This is a genomic window from uncultured Mobiluncus sp. (genome assembly GCF_947087965.1).
Taxonomy (GTDB): domain Bacteria; phylum Actinomycetota; class Actinomycetes; order Actinomycetales; family Actinomycetaceae; genus Mobiluncus.
The window spans coordinates 1-16722 of the sequence record NZ_CAMUES010000010.1 but is presented as its reverse complement, the minus strand read 5'-3'; the positions used below and the strand labels follow the sequence as shown (position 1 = coordinate 16722).

The window sequence follows — 16722 nt, the reverse complement described above, 5'->3', positions numbered from 1 at the left end:
CGGTCCGTCTTAGGCGTTGATGAATTCGTCGGTCGTCAAAAGGCCGGGGGCGTTGGGCCGTTTGCCCAGGTCGAAGCCGAGGCTGTTGGGGCCGCGGCCGGCCTCGTCGTCATCGTCACGCAAGTCGATGGCGTTGCCAGCGGCGTCCAGCGCTTCTACGTTCAAGCACAGCGAACGCATTTCCTGCATCAACACGCGGAAAGATTCCGGGATGCCCGGCTGAGGCAGGTCCTCGCCGCGCACGATAGATTCGTAAACCCGCACACGTCCTTGCACGTCGTCGGATTTCACCGTCAACAGTTCCTGGAGGGCATAGGCGGCGCCGTAAGCCTCCATAGCCCACACCTCCATCTCACCAAAACGCTGGCCGCCGAACTGAGCCTTACCGCCCAGAGGCTGCTGGGTAATCATGGAGTACGGGCCGGTAGAACGGGCGTGGATCTTGTCATCGACCAAGTGGTGCAGTTTCAGCATGTACTTGTAGCCGATGGCAATCGGGTACGGGAAAGGTTCCCCGGAACGGCCGTCAAACAGCTTGGCTTTGCCCATTTCGTCGATAAGCGGGCGGTCGAAGTCGTCGCGAACCCGAGTGTTGCGCAGCAGGCCGGTAATCTCGTCAGCCTCCGCACCGTCGAACACGGGGGTAGCCACGTGCTGTCCCGGTTCGCAAACCTCCAACGGAACATCCTGAGCCCACTGCTCACCGGCCTTGCGGGCTTCTCTAATATCCCAACCCTCGTGAGCCAGCCAGCCCAAGTGGAATTCGAGTACCTGACCCAGGTTCATACGACCGGGCACACCCATCGGGTTCAGGATAATGTCCACCGGGGTGCCGTCCTCGAGGAACGGCATATCCTCAACCGGGAGAATCTTGGAGACACAGCCCTTGTTGCCGTGACGGCCAGCCATCTTATCTCCGACCGTCATCTTGCGGCGCTGGGCGATAAAGACGCGAACCATGTGTTTCACGCCAGGTCCGAGCGCAGCGTCTTCGCAGTCGCCGGCCACGAATTCCTTAACCCCGATAACGATACCGGATTCCCCGTGGGGCACCCGCAACGAAGTGTCGCGAGCCTCTCGCGCCTTCTCACCCAAGATAGCCCGCAGCAGACGTTCCTCACTGGTCAGTTCGGTTTCGCCCTTCGGGGTCACCTTACCGACCAGGATGTCGCCCGCGCTGACTTCGGCGCCGACACGGATAATGCCGCGTTCGTCCAGGTCCTTACGGGCAGCTTCGGAAACGTTGGGAATGTCTCGCGTGATTTCTTCCTCGCCGAGTTTCGTGTCCCGAGCATCGATTTCGTGTTCCTCGATATGAATCGAAGTCAGCAAATCTTCCGAGACGACCCGCTGGCTCAAAATGATGGCGTCCTCGTAGTTCAGCCCTTCCCAGGACATGTAGGCCACCAGCAAGTTCTTGCCCAAAGCCATTTCCCCGCCGTCAGTAGCAGGACCGTCAGCCAGAACGTCGCCGGCTTCGACCCGGTCGCCCTCGTCGACAATAACCTGCTGGTTATAGCAGTTGCCCTGGTTGGAACGCTTGAACTTTTCCACTGCGTAGACGTGGGTTTCGCCGTCATCTTCCTGGACGCGCACCAAATCGGCGCTGACCTCGGTAACGACGCCGCCCTTCTTAGCTACGACCACATCGCCGGCGTCAATCGCGGCGCGCTTCTCGATGCCGGTGCCCACCAGAGGAGCCTCGGTTTTCAGCAGCGGCACTGCCTGACGCTGCATGTTCGCCCCCATCAGGGCGCGGTTCGCGTCGTCGTGTTCCAGGAACGGAATCATCGCCGTTGCGACCGACACCATCTGACGAGCCGAAACGTCCATCAAGTCGACTTCTTCGGGGCTGACCAGCACCGGGTCGCCACCGGTAGAACGGCACAGCACCGCGGATTCTACGAAGTGCCCGTCTTTCGTGAGCTGCGCGGAAGCCTGGGCGATGTTTTTGCCTTCTTCGTCGTCAGCGGTGATGTAGTGGATTTCGTTGGTGACGACGCCTTTCTTAACCACGCGATAGGGGGTTTCCACAAAACCGTAAGGGTTAATCCGCGCGAAAGTCGCCAGCGAACCAATCAAACCAATGTTCGGGCCTTCGGGAGTTTCCACCGGGCACATGCGCCCGTAGTGCGAGGGGTGCACGTCACGGACTTCCATCCCCGCCCGGTCTCGGGACAGGCCGCCCGGACCCAAAGCGGACAGACGGCGCTTGTGCGTCAGACCCGCCAACGGGTTGTTTTGGTCCATAAACTGCGACAGCTGGGAGGTCCCGAAGAACTCTTTGATGGCCGCCACGACCGGGCGAATGTTAATGAGCGAGTTCGGGGTGATGGCTTCGACGTCCTGAGTGGACATGCGTTCCTTCACCGTGCGCTCCATACGGGACATACCCGTGCGCACCTGCATCTGAATGAGCTCGCCGACCGGACGCACCCGGCGGTTGCCGAAGTGGTCGATGTCATCGGTCTTGATGCGCAGTTCGGTTTCTTTGCCGGCCGCGTCTTTGACCTTGACCGTGTCGTCTCCGGCACGCAGCGCCAACAGGTAGCGGAAGGCGGCGACAATGTCGGTCAGGTCCAGGGTGCGCTCGCCCATTTCCCGCTCAACACCGAGCTTCTTGTTGATTTTGTAGCGTCCCACCTCGGCTAGGTCGTAACGCTTGGGGTTGGTGTAAAAGTTATGCAGCAGGTTACGTCCGGCCTCCACGCTGGGCGGCTCGCCGGGACGAATCTTGCGGTAGATATCCTCCAGGGCCTGATCCTGGGTTTCAATCGCGCCGTCTTTTTCCAGGGTTTCCAGCATCAACGGGAAGTCTTGGAAAGCCTCGCGGATTTCGCCGACGCTCATACCCAGCGCCTTGAGGAAAATGGTGGCGGACTGCTTGCGCTTGCGGTCGATACGCACCCCGACCGTGTCCTTCTTATCAATCTCAAACTCGAGCCAAGCGCCGCGGGAGGGGATGACCTTGCCCAGGTAAATGTCCCGGTCCGAGGTCTTGTCCGCAGTCTTTTCAAAGTACACGCCGGGGGAACGCACCAGCTGGGACACGACCACCCGCTCGGTACCGTTGACGATGAAAGTCCCGCGTGGGGTCATCAACGGAAATTCGCCCAGGAACACGGTTTGGGTCTTAATTTCACCGGTCTCGTAAGTAATAAATTCGGCCGTCACGTACATCGGCGCGTTGTAGGTCAGGTCCTTGTCCTTGCACTCGTCGATGGTGTAGTGCGGGCTTTCCAAGGTGTAGTCCTTAAAGGACAAGCTCATGGTGCCGCCGTTGTCCTCAATCGGGCTCATTTCGTTCAGGATTTCCTGCAGTCCCGAAGTGCGGGGAACGTGCTTATCGCCGGTTTCATCGGCTTTCTTAACGCGTTCCTGCCAGGCTTCATTCCCCAGGAACCAGTCAAAAGATTCGGTCTGGAGCGCCAACAGATTCGGCGGTGCCATCGGTTCATCAATTTGGGCAAAAGACACCCGGAAAGGGTGAGTGGAGGATTCTTTGGATTTCGTAGCCAAGATTTCCGTTTCCTTTATGTCGTATGGATGGTCGAGATCCCCTTTTGGTTTCAAGAGGTTACCCGCCACTTTTGCGCGAAACGTCGCGGCAACGGGGGTCTCCCCTTCCACCTTGAAAATCTCGATGCGCTCCGGCGTTTGAACATCTCGTCCCTCGCTGTACCTGCCGTGATATTGCCGGCGCATTCTTCTGCAATATCAACGTTTTCAGGCGGCCTCGGACAAAGAACACGCAAACATCTAGTCTATAACTTTTGCGTGCTGTAAGCAATTTTCCGCTGTTAAATCCTGGCAGAGCGACCCCGCCAGCAAAGCTACTTAATGCTGCCGGAAGTAAGACCACCAATCAGACGCTTCTCGATGAGGGCAAACATGATAATGACCGGCACAATCGCGATTACGGATGTGGTAAACATGTACTGCCATTCACGCACGTAAAGCCCCAAGAAACGCGGCATTGCCACCGTCAAAGGTTGCAACTCGGGCTTTTGCACCAACACGAAAGCCGCCGCGTACTCGTTCCAGGTATTAATGAACACGAATACGACCGCGGTAACGATACCCGGCCACACCAGAGGCAACGAGATTTTAAACATGGTTTGGAGACGTCCCAAGCCATCCATCAAAGCGGCTTCATCCACTTCCTTGGGCACTGAAGAGAAAAACGCCTGCATAATCCAGATTGCGAAAGACAGGTTAAAAGCCCCGTTGATGAGGATTAGCGCCACCCACACGACTTGTCCTTGCCAGCTGGAAAACTCCTGGTAGAGACCGACCGCCAACACGGTAGGCTGGAGCATCTGGGTGCACAGCACCAGGAACAGGAAGGGCATCCGCCCGGGGAAACGGAACCGAGCCACATAGTAGGCCGCGGGGGTCGCCACCAACAGCACCAGGAGTGTCGCCCCGATGGCGATGACGGCCGTGGCCAAAAGTGATTTGCCTACGTTCACCGCAGGGAAGGACCACACCGTTAGGTAGTTGCTCAGTTCCAGTTTGGAAGGCAGGTAGTCCGGTGGGATTTTCCGCACGTCGCCGCGAGTCTTAACCGAAGTCACAAACATTAACGCGTAGGGAAATAGGAAGAACAACACAATCAGCAGCGCCCCGACAAGCGTCATGACCATGCCCGCGGGACGGCGTTTACGGCGGGTCACTGAAGTAGCTTCAGAAGCCGCCTTGGCCGGTTCAGAATGTTTGGTCAGAGGGGTACTCATGTTACTCCACCTCCTTCGTCGGCTTCACAGATATGAGATAGATGGCAATAATCACCAGGCAGAACATGAAGTTCAAGACCGACAGCGCACTCGAGACGCCCGGACCGAGCTGTGCCTTGTACTGGAAAATCAAGGTTGTGGTGGTGTGGGCGGAGTGATAGCCAGGGGATTCCACCAAGATCTGCAAAATAGGCAGGGAGTTAAATACGTTGATGATGTTTATCAAAGCAGCGGTGGCGACTGCGGGGCGCAGCATGGGGAACACTATCAGCCAATAGCGCTGGAAGGAGTTGGCGCCGTCTACTCGAGAAGCCTCCAGAATGTCTTTCGGGACGGACTGCAGTCCCGCCAGGATGGTGTACGTCGTAAAGGGTAACGACACGTAGACAGCCACAAAGACTGCGACCCAGAAAGCCGCCGTGGGATTTTCCGTGAAAGCATAGGCTTTTTGCAAGATACCCGTGTCTACGAAAAACCGGTTGAACAGACCATATTCTGAGTCCAGGCCGTAGTTAAAGGCGGTGGTCGTCATCACCACAGAACACGCCCACGGGAGAATCACAAAGAGTCGCACCAGCTTGCGACCGGGGAAGTCCTTGTTGAGGAACTGCGCCAACCCCAAGGAAACTAGCACTGTCACCGTCACGACCACGACTACCCACAGGGTGGTGTTGAGTAGCACCTGGCCAATGTGGACAGAGGGGTAGGTCAGCGCCCCGGCTTTACCGACATAGTTGTCCCAACCCGTAAACCCTTTGTTTACCCCATACTTGTTGAATTTAATGAAGGAATAGTAGATGAGCAGGATAGTCGGGTAAATCACGACCCCGATAATCAGCAGGAGAGTCGGTGCCAGCCACGGTATAGCGGCTACAGTTTCCATCCACCGGCTCTTTTTCGTCTTCGGCACAGTTTGGGTGCGCAACTGGGTCTTGACGTTCTGTTCCACACTGGGCGCACTTTTCATATCGACGAGATTCCTCTATACAAAGCGGGTTTTTATCGGGGCTGCAGAGGTGACAGTCGCCACCTCTACAGCCCCGTTTTCAAGCGTTCACGTCAGGACTCGGCATCGACCTGAGATTGAATCGCATCCAGCACAGCGTCTGGTTCTTGAGCGGTCAGTTTCCCGGCAGTAGACTGCAGGGCTCCTTGCAGCGTATCCCACTGCGGGTTGCCCACTGGCAGGAACCTCACGGTACTCAGCGCTTCATAGAATTTCTTGTCGATGGGGCCGGCTTCGGACTTGCCTTGCTCAATGATGCTCTCCGTCACCGGAAGCAACCCGGACGGGGCATACCAGTTCTTGTACATTGCGTCCGAATAGAACAAGTCAAGGAATCCCTTAGTAGCCTGCTTGCGGGCATCATCACCGTTATCAAAAGCGAGGATGAAGTCCGTCACCCCGATTGCCACGCCCTTGCCATCCTTGGAGGGAATCGGGGCGATATCGTACTTAATGTCGGGGTAGTCCTGCTCCGTTACGCTCAATAGGCCGGAGTGGGCCATCATCATGGCCACCTTGCCGTTGTTGAACAGGTCGGCGACATCTTGACGGTTGGACGTGCCGGCGTTGGGTTGGGTGCAGCCTTTATCGATGAGCTTCTTCATCTCGGTGAAAGCCTCCACTGCCTTATCGCTCTTGGCTTTCAACGTCTTGCCCTCGGACCAGTCACCACCGGCGCCCCACAGCCACAGTGAGGATTCAACCTGGGCTTCCTCCCGACCTAGAGGCATACCGTAGGGGTACACGTCCGGGGAAGCAGCTTTAATCTTGTCGCAGGCTTGCTCCAGTTCGTCCCATGTAGCGGGAACCGTAGTGATGCCGGCTTTTTCAAAGATGCCGGTGTTGTAGGCCATCATGCGGGAGGAGGCCACGTCGGGGACGACCCATTGAGTTCCGTCCGCCCCTACCCCGTTCTTCAGAAGGGCGGGTTCAATCGTTTTTAGTACGTCCTCGCTCATGACTTCTGTAATGGGGTAGAGCAGTTCGCCGTCGGCTGCGGACGCAAAGTTATTGTCGTTCAGAATGTCGGGTAAGTCCTTGGCTTGTACACGAGCCTGCACCTTGGAGGAGAAATCGTCCCAACCTTCAACTTGCAGCTCAACCTTGACCTTCGGATAGGTCTTGTTGTACTCAGCAATAATGTTTTCCCAGTCCGTCTTGGTCGAGGAGGCGTACGAAGGAGCCAGGATTTTGATAGTGGTTTCCAAGTTAGCCGGATCCGCTGCGGCGCCGCCCGAGTCAGAGCCAGAACTTGCACATCCTGCTAAAGCGAGCGCCGCGATTGCTGCTACTGCGCTAATTTTTACGATGCCTTTCACGAGCATTCCTTTCCATTGTTGTAAGTTGTCAGCTCACGGTAGTAACCGAGGTAGTTTTTCCGCACTGTCTCAGGCGAAAAGGTGGACTTCATTGAACACCTACAACAAAGAATATGATTTTTTCTAATCATTTTGGTGCGATTTAAACAAATTATTTTATTTGCTGGCCCGTTCCTAGACGGTCAAAACCGTGATACCTTGGCTTTCCAAGACTTCTAAAGTTTGCGAATCAACACTGTCCGTGAGGATTTCGTCAATCGGTTCAAAGTCACAAATCCGGGCGGTCCCCAACGCGGAGAATTTGGAGCTATCCGCCACCACGGTGACTCGTTGGGCGGAACGGAGAAAATCGGCGTTGGTCTCCGCTTCCAGCAAGTCATCATTGAACAAACCACGTTTCAGGTCGATCCCCACCACCCCTAAAAACACTCGGGTCATCGCCAAGTTTTGCAGCACTAATCCAGACATGTTTCCAACGATTTCATACGAGCAAGGACGCATGGTTCCCCCCACGACGATGACTTTAATCTGGGGACGCAAAGCCAGTTCGTTGGCGATGTTGATGGCGTTCGTCACGACTGTTATCCCGTGACGTTGAAACCCGGAATCTTTCGAAACGCGCAGCGCCAATTCGCGCGAAATTTCCGTGGTGGTGGTTCCCCCGTTTAAGCCGATGACATCCCCCGGTTTCACCAACTTGGCGGCAGCTTTCGCCAGACGTTGCTTGGCTCGCCCACTATTCACCGGGCGATACCGCAAGGGCAGGTCCCCGGATAGGGGATTTGCTACCGCTCCCCCGCGAACTCGGGTCACCATCTGTTGAGCGGCCAACCTGTCCAGATCGCGACGCGCAGTGGCTGGGGATACCCCCAGGAGAGTTTCGATGTCCTCGACCTGAATCGAGCCGTTTTCCAGCACTAAATCAAGAATTTTGGTCAGCCGTAATGATTGATGGGCCATGCCCTTTCCCTCCTGAGTGATTTAAAATGTCTATAACATGAAATTTAAATCAGTTTCAAACAATTTGTGTCACCTTGCGTGGTATTTTTGTTTCTGAACAATGTAGCCGATTTTATAGGGAGAAAACACCACCATGAGTATCACCGCTGAGGAAATTGCCAGCCAACCCCAAACCTGGAAACAGGCCATTGACATGCTCGCTTCCCTGGATTCCAGGTTTTTCCCTGAAAAGGGCAAAAGTATTGCCATGATTGGCTGTGGTACCTCCTGGTTCATGGCACAGGCATACTGCCGTGCGCGGGAAGTCGCGGGACACGGAGTCTCCGATGCTTTCACCGCCACCGAATTCCCCCTGACACGCCACTATGACATGGTCATTACCCTGTCTCGTTCGGGCACCACCACGGAGATTATCGATATTCTCAAAGCCTTGCACGGCAAGGTTCCCACCCGCTTAATTACCGCCGTCGGCAATGGTCCCGCCACACCCTTTACCGACATGGAACTAGTTTTAGACTTCGCGGATGAAACGTCGGTGGTGCAAACACGTTTCGCCACCACGGCTCTGGCTTTGCTGCGCGCCAGCCTCGGAGAGGACTTGACGAAAGCTATTGCGGATTGCGCCGCGGCAGTGAATGCGGAAATTCCCGCAGCTTTCGTAACTGCCGACCAATTCACCTTCCTCGGCACCGGCTGGACTTACGGACTCGCCAACGAAGCTGCCCTTAAGATGCGCGAAGCCTCACAATCTTGGACCGAGTCCTATCCCGCGATGGAATACCGCCACGGGCCGATTTCCATTGCCGAACCGAACCGCATTACCTGGATTTTTGGCTCCATCCCCGAAGGGATGGAGGCGCAAATCGCAGCTACCGGTGCCACTTTGGTCCACCACGACTACGATCCGATGGCCTCTCTGGTACTGCTGCAACGCGTCGCTGTGGCGCGCGCGGAACACCGGGGTCTGAATCCAGACACCCCGCGTCACCTGACTCGTTCAGTGATTCTGTCCTAATTACGCACCCGAATAATCCTCGCGTCTTTGGAGAGACAGATGTCACCCGATGAGCTTCCGACACCAAAAACCGGTTCTGCACCGGTGTACGCGCTGGCCTTTGACGTGGGGGGAACGGACACGAAAGTCGCTTTCGTGTCTAACAGCGGTTCGCTGGTGACGCTGCCGACCCTAACGACCTCTACCGGCGGCGCTGTCGGTCTGATTGACCAAATTGCTGGGCAGCATAGTCAGATTCAACAGGCTTTGCACCGCGGTGAAATACGTCGCCCTGACGGCTCCACCGTGCCGGCTGAGCTAGTTTGCGGTGTTGTCGGGGTGGGCGTTCCCGGAGTAATGGTGGAAGACGCCGGCATGACCATCACTTCAGCCAACCTTGGCTGGGGGCGTTTTCCCATGCGCGACCGATTAGGCGAAGCCTTGGGCGCTCCGATTGCGTTGGGACATGACGTCCGTTCCGGCGCCTTGGGCGAAGCCTTGTTTACCGGACGTCAGGAGTGTTTTTTTGTCGCTATCGGGACCGGCATTTCAGCGGGGATTGTCCTCAACGGGCGAGTACTGAACCGGAGCGGGAGCTCTGGCGAGATTGGCCAGATTCTACTTCCCAATCCCGATTTGAATTACCTGGAAAAGGCCGCCGCCCCAGTTTCAGCTCAGGCAACTCTCCTCCCCCTGGAACGGATTGCTTCTGCCGAATATACCGCCCGACGCTACGCCCTTTTGAAAGGTATTTCCCCACAAACTGCCCACCCCACGTCCAAGGATGTGTTCCTGAGGGAACGGGAAGGAGACGAATGCGCTCATCACGTAATCGAAACCGCCACGCAGGCATTGGGGTCAGTCTTGGCTGCCAGCCTGGCGACCTTGGGAAATCTTGATGTCATCGTAGGCGGAGGACAATCTAAGGAAGGACCCGCCTACCTTGAACGACTCCGCCAGGCGACTTTATCGCACCTCGTGAACCTGCCTGAACCGCACTTCTCGCTGTCCAACTTTGGGTCGCAGGCACAATTGTTAGGTATCGCGGCACAAGCCTTCGCCAAAGCCCAAGTTCCGATTATCCCCGCGACCCGCCCGTCATAAGTTTGGAAAGACTACATATGCCCCAGCTCATCACTTTCACTCCCAACCCCGCTCTGGACATCACTTACACAGTGGACGCCCTCAAAATCGGTTCAACACACCGGGTCGAGGACTTCGTATACCGTGCCGGAGGTAAGGGGATTAATACAGCTTCAGTCCTGGCGCAAATGGGTTATCCCACCCGTGCAGTAGGATTTTTTTCCAGCCCGGAATATCTTGCCGACCTGGAAAAACGGAAACTAGAGTGGCAGGGTCGGTTTAATTTTCAACCCTTGCCCATGCCATTCCCAAACCGCCAATCCGTAGCCATCGTGGCTGACGGAGACGCCACGGTATTCAATGAGGCAGGCCCGAACTATGGCGCTATGAACCCCAAAGACATTACTCAGCATTGGGAACAGGCGTGGCTACAGGCACTCGAGCTGGACTGGGCGACCCCGAATGCTTTCGTCAGCATTAACGGGTCTTTTGCCCAGGGCAGTCCCCAGGGGATGCTCGGACGTCTCATCTCCGGTTTGCATGACTTAGGCTGCTGGGTGATGGTGGATACCTCCGGGCAGTTTCTCTTAGAGGCCGCTCAGGCGGGCGCGGATTGCCTGAAACCGAATGTGGCGGAACTGCGTGAGGCCACCGGTATTACTGAATTGCCCGCGGCGGCGCGCTCTTTGCTATCACTGGGAGCTCGCTCCTTGCTGATTTCCGCTGGACGTGACGGGCTGGCCTACGTAGAGCATCCCGCCGCGCCTGCGCACACCGCCTCGCTACAGATCGAGTGGGCCGCCCCCGGGATGACTTTGGAGGGCAATCCAACCGGAGCGGGAGATGCGGCGGTAGCTGGATTTCTGTCCGGCATGTCCGAAAACTTGCCGACACACGAGACTCTCGGGCGTGCGGTGTCTTGGTCGGCTGCCGCGGTTCCGGCTGCAGTTGCTGGCGTGTTGGAAACAGAAATGGTGGCAACAATTGCCGCTAAAATGACCTTTCAAACTGAAGAATGGAGTGCATAAATGCTGTGCGATATACGTAAACTCGCTGCTGAGGCAGCCTCGGCCGGAGTCGGTCTGGGGGCTTTCAACGTGGTGCTGCTGGAACATGGTGAGGCCCAGGTCGCCGCGGCAGAAGCAGTCAACCTACCGGTGATTCTGCAGCTGTCCCAAAACGCTGTTAAGTACCATCATGGCTGGTTAGACCCTATCGGCAGTGCCGTGCTAAAGCTAGCCGAACAGGCAAAAGTCCCGGTGGTAGCGCACCTCGATCATGCTGAGGATCTCGACCTGTGCCGCGCGGCGGTAGATTTGGGCTTTACCTCGATTATGTATGACGGCTCCAAACTGCCGGATGCGCAAAACCGTGACACTACCGCGCAAATCACCCAGTGGTGTCACGACCGTGGCGTGAGCGTCGAGGCCGAATTAGGTGAGGTCGGTGGAAAAAATGGAGTCCACGACCCGAGCGCACGTACCAATCCAGAGGACGCCGCGAAGTTCGTGGCAGACACCGGCGTGGACTTGCTGGCGGTAGCGGTGGGGTCGTCACACGCAATGACCTCGCGCGATGCCACGTTGGACACGGAACTCATCTCTGCCATTAAACAGGCCGTTCCGGTTCCGCTGGTCCTGCACGGTTCTTCCGGGGTTTCTGACGAAGGAATGCGCGCCGCTATCAAAGCGGGAATGACCAAGATTAACGTCTCTACGCACCTGAACGTGGTCTATACCGCCAAGGTTCGTCAGGACTTGGCGCAAGGCCCCGATTTGGTCGACCCCCGTAAGTATTCCCGTAACGGTAACGCCGCATTGCAAGCGGAAGTGGAACGTCTGCTTCTCTGGTACTCAGGGAAATAAACCCCGCTAGATGCTGAAATTCTGGGAAGGAATCGTCAGGATACCCGTCAGCTAACCGTTTATCGCGCGTAGCCCGAAAGCGAAGGTTTCAGGTTTCCCTGGTTCCAGTACCAGTACGTCCTGGTTGCGGTTCAGGGCGTTGGGCGGGCAGGTCATCGGCTCGACGGCCAGGGCGCGCCCATCATCAACGCCGGGGAAAGCCTGCTGGTGAGCGGGGTCAGCGGTATAAATCTGGAGCCAGCTACACCACGGTCCGGCACTGAGTTCCGTCCCCGAACCGTCCGCCCGGCACAAGGCGGCCCGGACTCGCCCGTCTGGTTCGGGTTGCGCCCGAAAGGCGTGGTCAAGCCACAGTCCGCGTAGCGCTACCGGCCGCGCTTGGCCCAAAACAGTGTCCGCGGGGTGTTCCAGACCGGTCGGCAAGTTACGTGTTGAATCGAGCACCAGGTTGTCGCCTACCGAGACACTCAGGGTGCATTCGTCCAGGCTCGCGCCCCCCGCGCTTAAATAAGGATGCCACCCGAAGCCAAACGGGCAGGGCGCAGCGTTCAGGTTAGACACCCGCAGTTCGCCTCGCAGCCCTTGGATCGCGTCAACACTCCAGTTCATCACGTATTTGAGTCGCCACGGCCAGCCCGGTTGCGGCGCCATTTCCAGCGCGAGGCGCACCGTCGCGGGGTTGTCGGACGTTTCGGGATCGAGTTCCCAAGACCGTTCCCTGACGAAACCGTGAATGGCGTTGTGGCGGTCGGGTTCGTTGATTTCGAGGTGGTACGTTTCGCCTTGAAACGTGAAATTTCCGCCGTCCATCCGGTTGGGCCACGGCGCCAGCAAACACCCCGCCGCAAACGGAACCGGGGACACTCGCGACAACCCCTGGTGCGGTAAAGGAGGGGTCACCACCAGCGGCTTCCCCGCAAAAGTCAGCGACCACAAGCCCCCACCAAAAGACGAAATCTGGGCGCGGTATTGACCGGCTCGAAGTTCTATGAAGTCATTGCTAGAGGTCATACGGTGATTTTAGCAAGGGCGGGGAGGGGCGAGACATTGCTATTCAGACGCGCTGGTGATGCTTCGCATTTCTGCAACTTCGTAGCAGGGGCGAAGCGCCGCCTGAAACGGCAAACCATTGCCGTTTCTTAACGGCTCCGCACCCTGAGCGCTTCGCTCATTTTCTGCCGCTTGGCGGCAGAAATGCTCAGCGCCCAAAGAAGCTCGTGAATAGGGATTGCGGTTTGCGTTTGTCCTCGGGACAGGTACACCACTGGTCAGCCGGGACGCTGGCCTTGACCGCGTCAATATGTTGACCGCATCCTGTCCAAGTCGTCTTTCCGCAGTTCGCGCACTTGACTGGAGAGCACATATTATTCCCTTTCCTCTATCCGGAATCGTCTGTTGGAAGCTATGTTACATTTCCAGCACCGCACCGGGGTTGTCAAAGTAGTAGGCGAAAACCGTATTGACCCCGCCAGATAATACTTTAGCATTAATCCCTGCGGGTTCCAGAATTCTCTGTGCCAGCCAAGCGTTAGCTCCGCTATCATCGCTCAAGGACACGGTTTTCCCTTCCACCCAGGAGCGCACCTCATCCAGTCGCGAACGCAGTTCCGGCAGAGGAATACACCTGGCGCCTCGCAAATGTCCGGCATTAAACTCGGGGACGGGGCGCACATCAAGTATTGGCGTAGCGGGGTCGAGGTGAGCCGCTTCCTCGGCGTACCACAGTTTCAGCCGGCCACGCAGCACATTTTCCGCCACGTAACCCAGGAAATTGACCGGATCCTTCGCTGCGGAATACGGGGGCGCATACGCCAAATCCAAGTCAATCAGATCGGGAGCGGTCAGTCCGGCCTTGAGCGCCGTGGCAATAACATCGATACGCTTATCCACCCCGTTACCTCCGATGCCTTGCGCGCCGAGGATCCTGCCGTCCGTGGCCGCAAAATGCAACATCAGCTGCATCGGTTGGGCACCGGGCAGGAAAGTGCCGTAGTCGGTGGGATGGGTGTGAATCGTGCGGTAGGCGATGCCCCTCGCGTCGAGTTCGGCTCGATTTGCTCCAGTCTGAGCCACAGTCATGGGCCCCACCCGAAAAATCGAGGTAGAGATGGGTTTAGGTAGAGGCCGGGCCGATTCTGGGTCAGCGATGAAGTCGGCGATAAGCCGGGCCGCGCGGTTGGTCGGACCGGCCAGCGCAACCGGCCGCGCTTGTCCAGTCACCCCGGTCTGTTGCGTAACGGCGTCACCGCAGGCGAACACGTCAGGCAAGTTCGTGCGTCCGTGCTGGTCAATCTCGATATATCCCCGCTCATCAGCCTTGACCCCGGCTGCCACGAAAGGCTCCGTAGCGGGGGTAACGCCCGCAGCCAGCACAATCAGCCCCGCTTCGAGGCACTGCCCGTTTGACAGTTCTGCTAGGTCGTGAGCGGGGAAATGTTGGATCTTGGTGACACGAGTTTTCGCGATGACGTTAATATTGAGCGATTGCAAGGCTCCGGTCACCAGATGAGCCATCTCCAGGTCCAGCGGCGGCATGACATGGTCACTGCCTTCGACGATAGTCGTGTTGATGCCGCGGTGAGCCAGGGCTTCCGCCGCTTCGATGCCGATGAATCCCCCGCCGATAACCAGCGCCGATTTTGCACAATCAGCCAGGTCCACAATCTGTTGGGCATCATCCACCGTGCGCAACGTGTGCACCCGCGGAGAATCCAAGCCGGTAATCGGGGGGCGCGCGGCTCTCGCTCCGGGAGAAAGAATCAGCTTGTCGTAGCTTTCGGTGAAAACACGCCCGTCTGTGCCGCGCACCTGCACGGTTTTCGCGTTCACATCCAGGCCGACGACCTCGTGGTTCACCCGCACATCCAGGTTCAGTTTCGCTTTCAGGCTCTGGGACGTGTTCAGCAGCAGGCTTTCTCGCGTGGGAATCTCCTGGCCGACATAAAAAGGCAAGCCGCAGTTAGAAAACGAGGGGTACGGCCCTTTTTCAAACACCACGATTTCGGCTGACTCGTCCAACCTGCGCATCCGCGCCGCGAAGGACAGACCGCCCGCAACTCCGCCGACCACTACCAGCTTCATTTCCTCCCCTTTTCTTCGTTTTATTCAGAAGGTTCTCCGGGTGGTTTCCCGGTGAACTCTCAACACTATTAACATAGCATAGGAAGATGCGCAGGGGTAAACCGACTACCGCCGCCCGTAGCGAGCTACCGCCCACCCGCGCTTGTGAGCGCTTCTGAAAAAACCGGTAAAAACGGCTAGAGCAGGGCGAACAGCAGACCGAGCAGGCCGCCATAAGCCAGGGTGAGGAAACCGGTGTTACGCAGGGCGACAATCAAGGACTTGCCAGTCTCGTGCGCGCGTACCGGACGCATAGTCCGCAAAGCACCCAGCCACAACACGAGCTGCACCACAAAACCGCTGCCCCATTGGATAAATCCGCCGGGGAAGATATCCGGCCACGGCACAAATAGCACCGCCAGTGACAACAGCAACGCTATATAGATAAACAGCCGATAAATACGGCGCGACCAGGCATCACCCAAACGTACCGCCAGGGTGATTTTGCCGGATTTCCGGTCCGTGGGGATGTCGCGCAGATTATTGACCATCAGCAACGCGCAGGACAGCAACCCCAACCCGCTGGCCAGCGCCCAAGACTGCCACGGTAGGACTTGAGCCTGCACCCACAGGGTTCCCTGCACCGCCAGCAAACCGAAAAAGACAAAAACCAGCAGCTCAGACAGGCCTATACCGGCGTAACCATAGGGATGCTTACCCCCGGTATAGAACCAGGCTGCCGCGACCGCTACCACTCCGGCGCCGATGAGCCACCAGGACTGGGAAACAATGGCGACACTCAGGCCCACAGCGCTGGCTAAGGCGAAACAACTCAGCGCCACCGCCAAGACCTTGCGCGGATTTTCCCCGCCACCGACCAGGCGCGGCGGACCGACACGGTATTCATCCGTACCGCGAATCCCGTCTGAATAGTCGTTGGAAAAATTCACCCCGATTTGTAGCAGCAGCGCCACTGCCAGGCAACCTAGGGCCAGCCAAGGATCCATCTTGCCCAGTCCGGCGGCAATGCCGGTGCCGAGCAGGACAGGTGCCGCCGAAGCCGGGAGGGTACGCAGCCGCGCTCCTTCAATCCAGGCTTGAGCAGTGGCCATCGGGGTTCCTTTCCTTGCAATCGTTGCGCCACCGGGTGTGAGGTTTCGCGTTTTCACGAGGTTCTATGCCCGGGGTTTCGGCGTAATTCGCCGTAAAAAGTCTAACGCGGTTTTAACCTGAAATTAACCGGTTAATTTGTGGCCCTGGGTGCGGGTTTTCGGAGCACGTGTGGATTATAGAGGGAGAATAGCCGGGTAGCTGCCAATAATGGCAGCTACCCGGCTATTCTCCACCTTTATCCGCAACCCAGCGAGTAGCTTCCGATTCTCCCAGTCCGTCTATCCCGGATTTCCGGTGCTTCTGGAGGCTTGGTTGCTAGATGCGGGTCGCTCGGGGGCGCTCGCGAGAGGCGGAAGGGGGAGTACCCCCTCGCGTTTTGCGCGACTATTGTCGCAAAACGCTCACCCCCCAGCCTCTCGCTGAGTCGCCCCCAACGCTCCTCGCCCCGGGTGCGGGATTTATCGCGCAGCGGTCAGGTTTCAAACTCGCGATTTTTCGCATTCGGGGGTTGTGAGACGATGGAGTCATGGCGAAAGAAAAAACGGTTTACGTGTGCTCCAACTGCGGGGAGGAATGGCCCAAATGG

13 protein-coding genes are annotated in these 16722 nt (G+C 57.4%); 4 read left to right on the top strand and 9 right to left on the bottom strand.

What is annotated here, in order from left to right; all coding sequences use genetic code 11:
- Positions 1-9: 9 nt before the first annotated feature.
- The 5 genes from Q0V70_RS09310 to Q0V70_RS09290 form a co-directional block, all read right to left on the bottom strand.
- A complete protein-coding gene (locus tag Q0V70_RS09310) occupies positions 10-3519 on the bottom strand; it encodes a DNA-directed RNA polymerase subunit beta (protein ID WP_297591102.1) in 3510 nt (1169 codons plus the stop codon).
- A gap of 314 nt (positions 3520-3833) precedes the next feature.
- Positions 3834-4736: a carbohydrate ABC transporter permease gene (locus tag Q0V70_RS09305; protein ID WP_297591099.1), complete on the bottom strand. Its 903-nt coding sequence runs from the start codon at positions 4734-4736 to the stop codon at positions 3834-3836.
- Between the two features lies 1 nt (position 4737).
- Positions 4738-5703: a carbohydrate ABC transporter permease gene (locus tag Q0V70_RS09300; protein WP_297591095.1), complete on the bottom strand. Its 966-nt coding sequence runs from the start codon at positions 5701-5703 to the stop codon at positions 4738-4740.
- 92 nt (positions 5704-5795) lie between these two features.
- Positions 5796-7061 carry an extracellular solute-binding protein gene (locus tag Q0V70_RS09295; RefSeq protein WP_297591092.1) on the bottom strand — a complete coding sequence of 422 codons (1266 nt, stop codon included), beginning with the start codon at positions 7059-7061 and terminating at the stop codon, positions 5796-5798.
- A 174-nt stretch (positions 7062-7235) separates the two neighbouring features.
- Positions 7236-8021: a DeoR/GlpR family DNA-binding transcription regulator gene (locus tag Q0V70_RS09290; RefSeq protein WP_297591089.1), complete on the bottom strand. Its 786-nt coding sequence runs from the start codon at positions 8019-8021 to the stop codon at positions 7236-7238.
- A 133-nt stretch (positions 8022-8154) separates the two neighbouring features.
- Between Q0V70_RS09290 and Q0V70_RS09285 the strand changes: the two genes are divergently transcribed.
- The 4 genes from Q0V70_RS09285 to Q0V70_RS09270 are packed head-to-tail and all read left to right on the top strand — an operon-like array spanning position 8155 to position 11963.
- A complete protein-coding gene (locus tag Q0V70_RS09285; protein ID WP_297591087.1) occupies positions 8155-9036 on the top strand; it encodes an SIS domain-containing protein in 882 nt (293 codons plus the stop codon).
- A gap of 39 nt (positions 9037-9075) precedes the next feature.
- A complete protein-coding gene (locus tag Q0V70_RS09280) occupies positions 9076-10119 on the top strand; it encodes an ROK family protein (protein WP_297591084.1) in 1044 nt (347 codons plus the stop codon).
- Between the two features lie 17 nt (positions 10120-10136).
- A complete protein-coding gene (locus Q0V70_RS09275) occupies positions 10137-11126 on the top strand; it encodes a 1-phosphofructokinase family hexose kinase (protein WP_297591081.1) in 990 nt (329 codons plus the stop codon).
- On the top strand, positions 11127-11963 hold the full coding sequence (locus tag Q0V70_RS09270) for a class II fructose-bisphosphate aldolase (RefSeq protein ID WP_297591079.1): 837 nt from the start codon (positions 11127-11129) through the stop codon (positions 11961-11963).
- A gap of 51 nt (positions 11964-12014) precedes the next feature.
- Here Q0V70_RS09270 and Q0V70_RS09265 read toward each other — a convergent pair whose 3' ends face one another.
- The 4 genes from Q0V70_RS09265 to Q0V70_RS09250 form a co-directional block, all read right to left on the bottom strand.
- Positions 12015-12974 carry an aldose 1-epimerase family protein gene (locus Q0V70_RS09265; RefSeq protein WP_297591076.1) on the bottom strand — a complete coding sequence of 320 codons (960 nt, stop codon included), beginning with the start codon at positions 12972-12974 and terminating at the stop codon, positions 12015-12017.
- A 187-nt stretch (positions 12975-13161) separates the two neighbouring features.
- A complete protein-coding gene (locus Q0V70_RS09260; protein WP_282920982.1) occupies positions 13162-13326 on the bottom strand; it encodes a hypothetical protein in 165 nt (54 codons plus the stop codon).
- A gap of 44 nt (positions 13327-13370) precedes the next feature.
- Entirely contained in the window at positions 13371-15044 is a 1674-nt protein-coding gene (locus tag Q0V70_RS09255) for an FAD-dependent oxidoreductase (RefSeq protein ID WP_297591072.1), read from the bottom strand.
- 176 nt (positions 15045-15220) lie between these two features.
- Positions 15221-16135 carry a 1,4-dihydroxy-2-naphthoate polyprenyltransferase gene (locus tag Q0V70_RS09250; RefSeq protein WP_297591069.1) on the bottom strand — a complete coding sequence of 305 codons (915 nt, stop codon included), beginning with the start codon at positions 16133-16135 and terminating at the stop codon, positions 15221-15223.
- Positions 16136-16722 lie beyond the last annotated feature (587 nt).

Excerpts from the sequence above, each read along its gene's own strand:
- Q0V70_RS09305 (WP_297591099.1), bottom strand. The coding sequence starts at position 4,736 with ATGAGTACCCCTCTGACCAAACATTCTGAACCGGCCAAGGCGGCTTCT.
- Q0V70_RS09300 (WP_297591095.1), bottom strand. The coding sequence starts at position 5,703 with ATGAAAAGTGCGCCCAGTGTGGAACAGAACGTCAAGACCCAGTTGCGC.
- Q0V70_RS09290 (WP_297591089.1), bottom strand. The coding sequence starts at position 8,021 with ATGGCCCATCAATCATTACGGCTGACCAAAATTCTTGATTTAGTGCTG.
- Q0V70_RS09285 (WP_297591087.1), top strand. The coding sequence starts at position 8,155 with ATGAGTATCACCGCTGAGGAAATTGCCAGCCAACCCCAAACCTGGAAA.
- Q0V70_RS09280 (WP_297591084.1), top strand. The coding sequence starts at position 9,076 with ATGTCACCCGATGAGCTTCCGACACCAAAAACCGGTTCTGCACCGGTG.
- Q0V70_RS09275 (WP_297591081.1), top strand. The coding sequence starts at position 10,137 with ATGCCCCAGCTCATCACTTTCACTCCCAACCCCGCTCTGGACATCACT.
- Q0V70_RS09270 (WP_297591079.1), top strand. The coding sequence starts at position 11,127 with ATGCTGTGCGATATACGTAAACTCGCTGCTGAGGCAGCCTCGGCCGGA.
- Q0V70_RS09265 (WP_297591076.1), bottom strand. The coding sequence starts at position 12,974 with ATGACCTCTAGCAATGACTTCATAGAACTTCGAGCCGGTCAATACCGC.
- Q0V70_RS09260 (WP_282920982.1), bottom strand. The coding sequence starts at position 13,326 with ATGTGCTCTCCAGTCAAGTGCGCGAACTGCGGAAAGACGACTTGGACA.
- Q0V70_RS09255 (WP_297591072.1), bottom strand. The coding sequence starts at position 15,044 with ATGAAGCTGGTAGTGGTCGGCGGAGTTGCGGGCGGTCTGTCCTTCGCG.
- Q0V70_RS09250 (WP_297591069.1), bottom strand. The coding sequence starts at position 16,135 with ATGGCCACTGCTCAAGCCTGGATTGAAGGAGCGCGGCTGCGTACCCTC.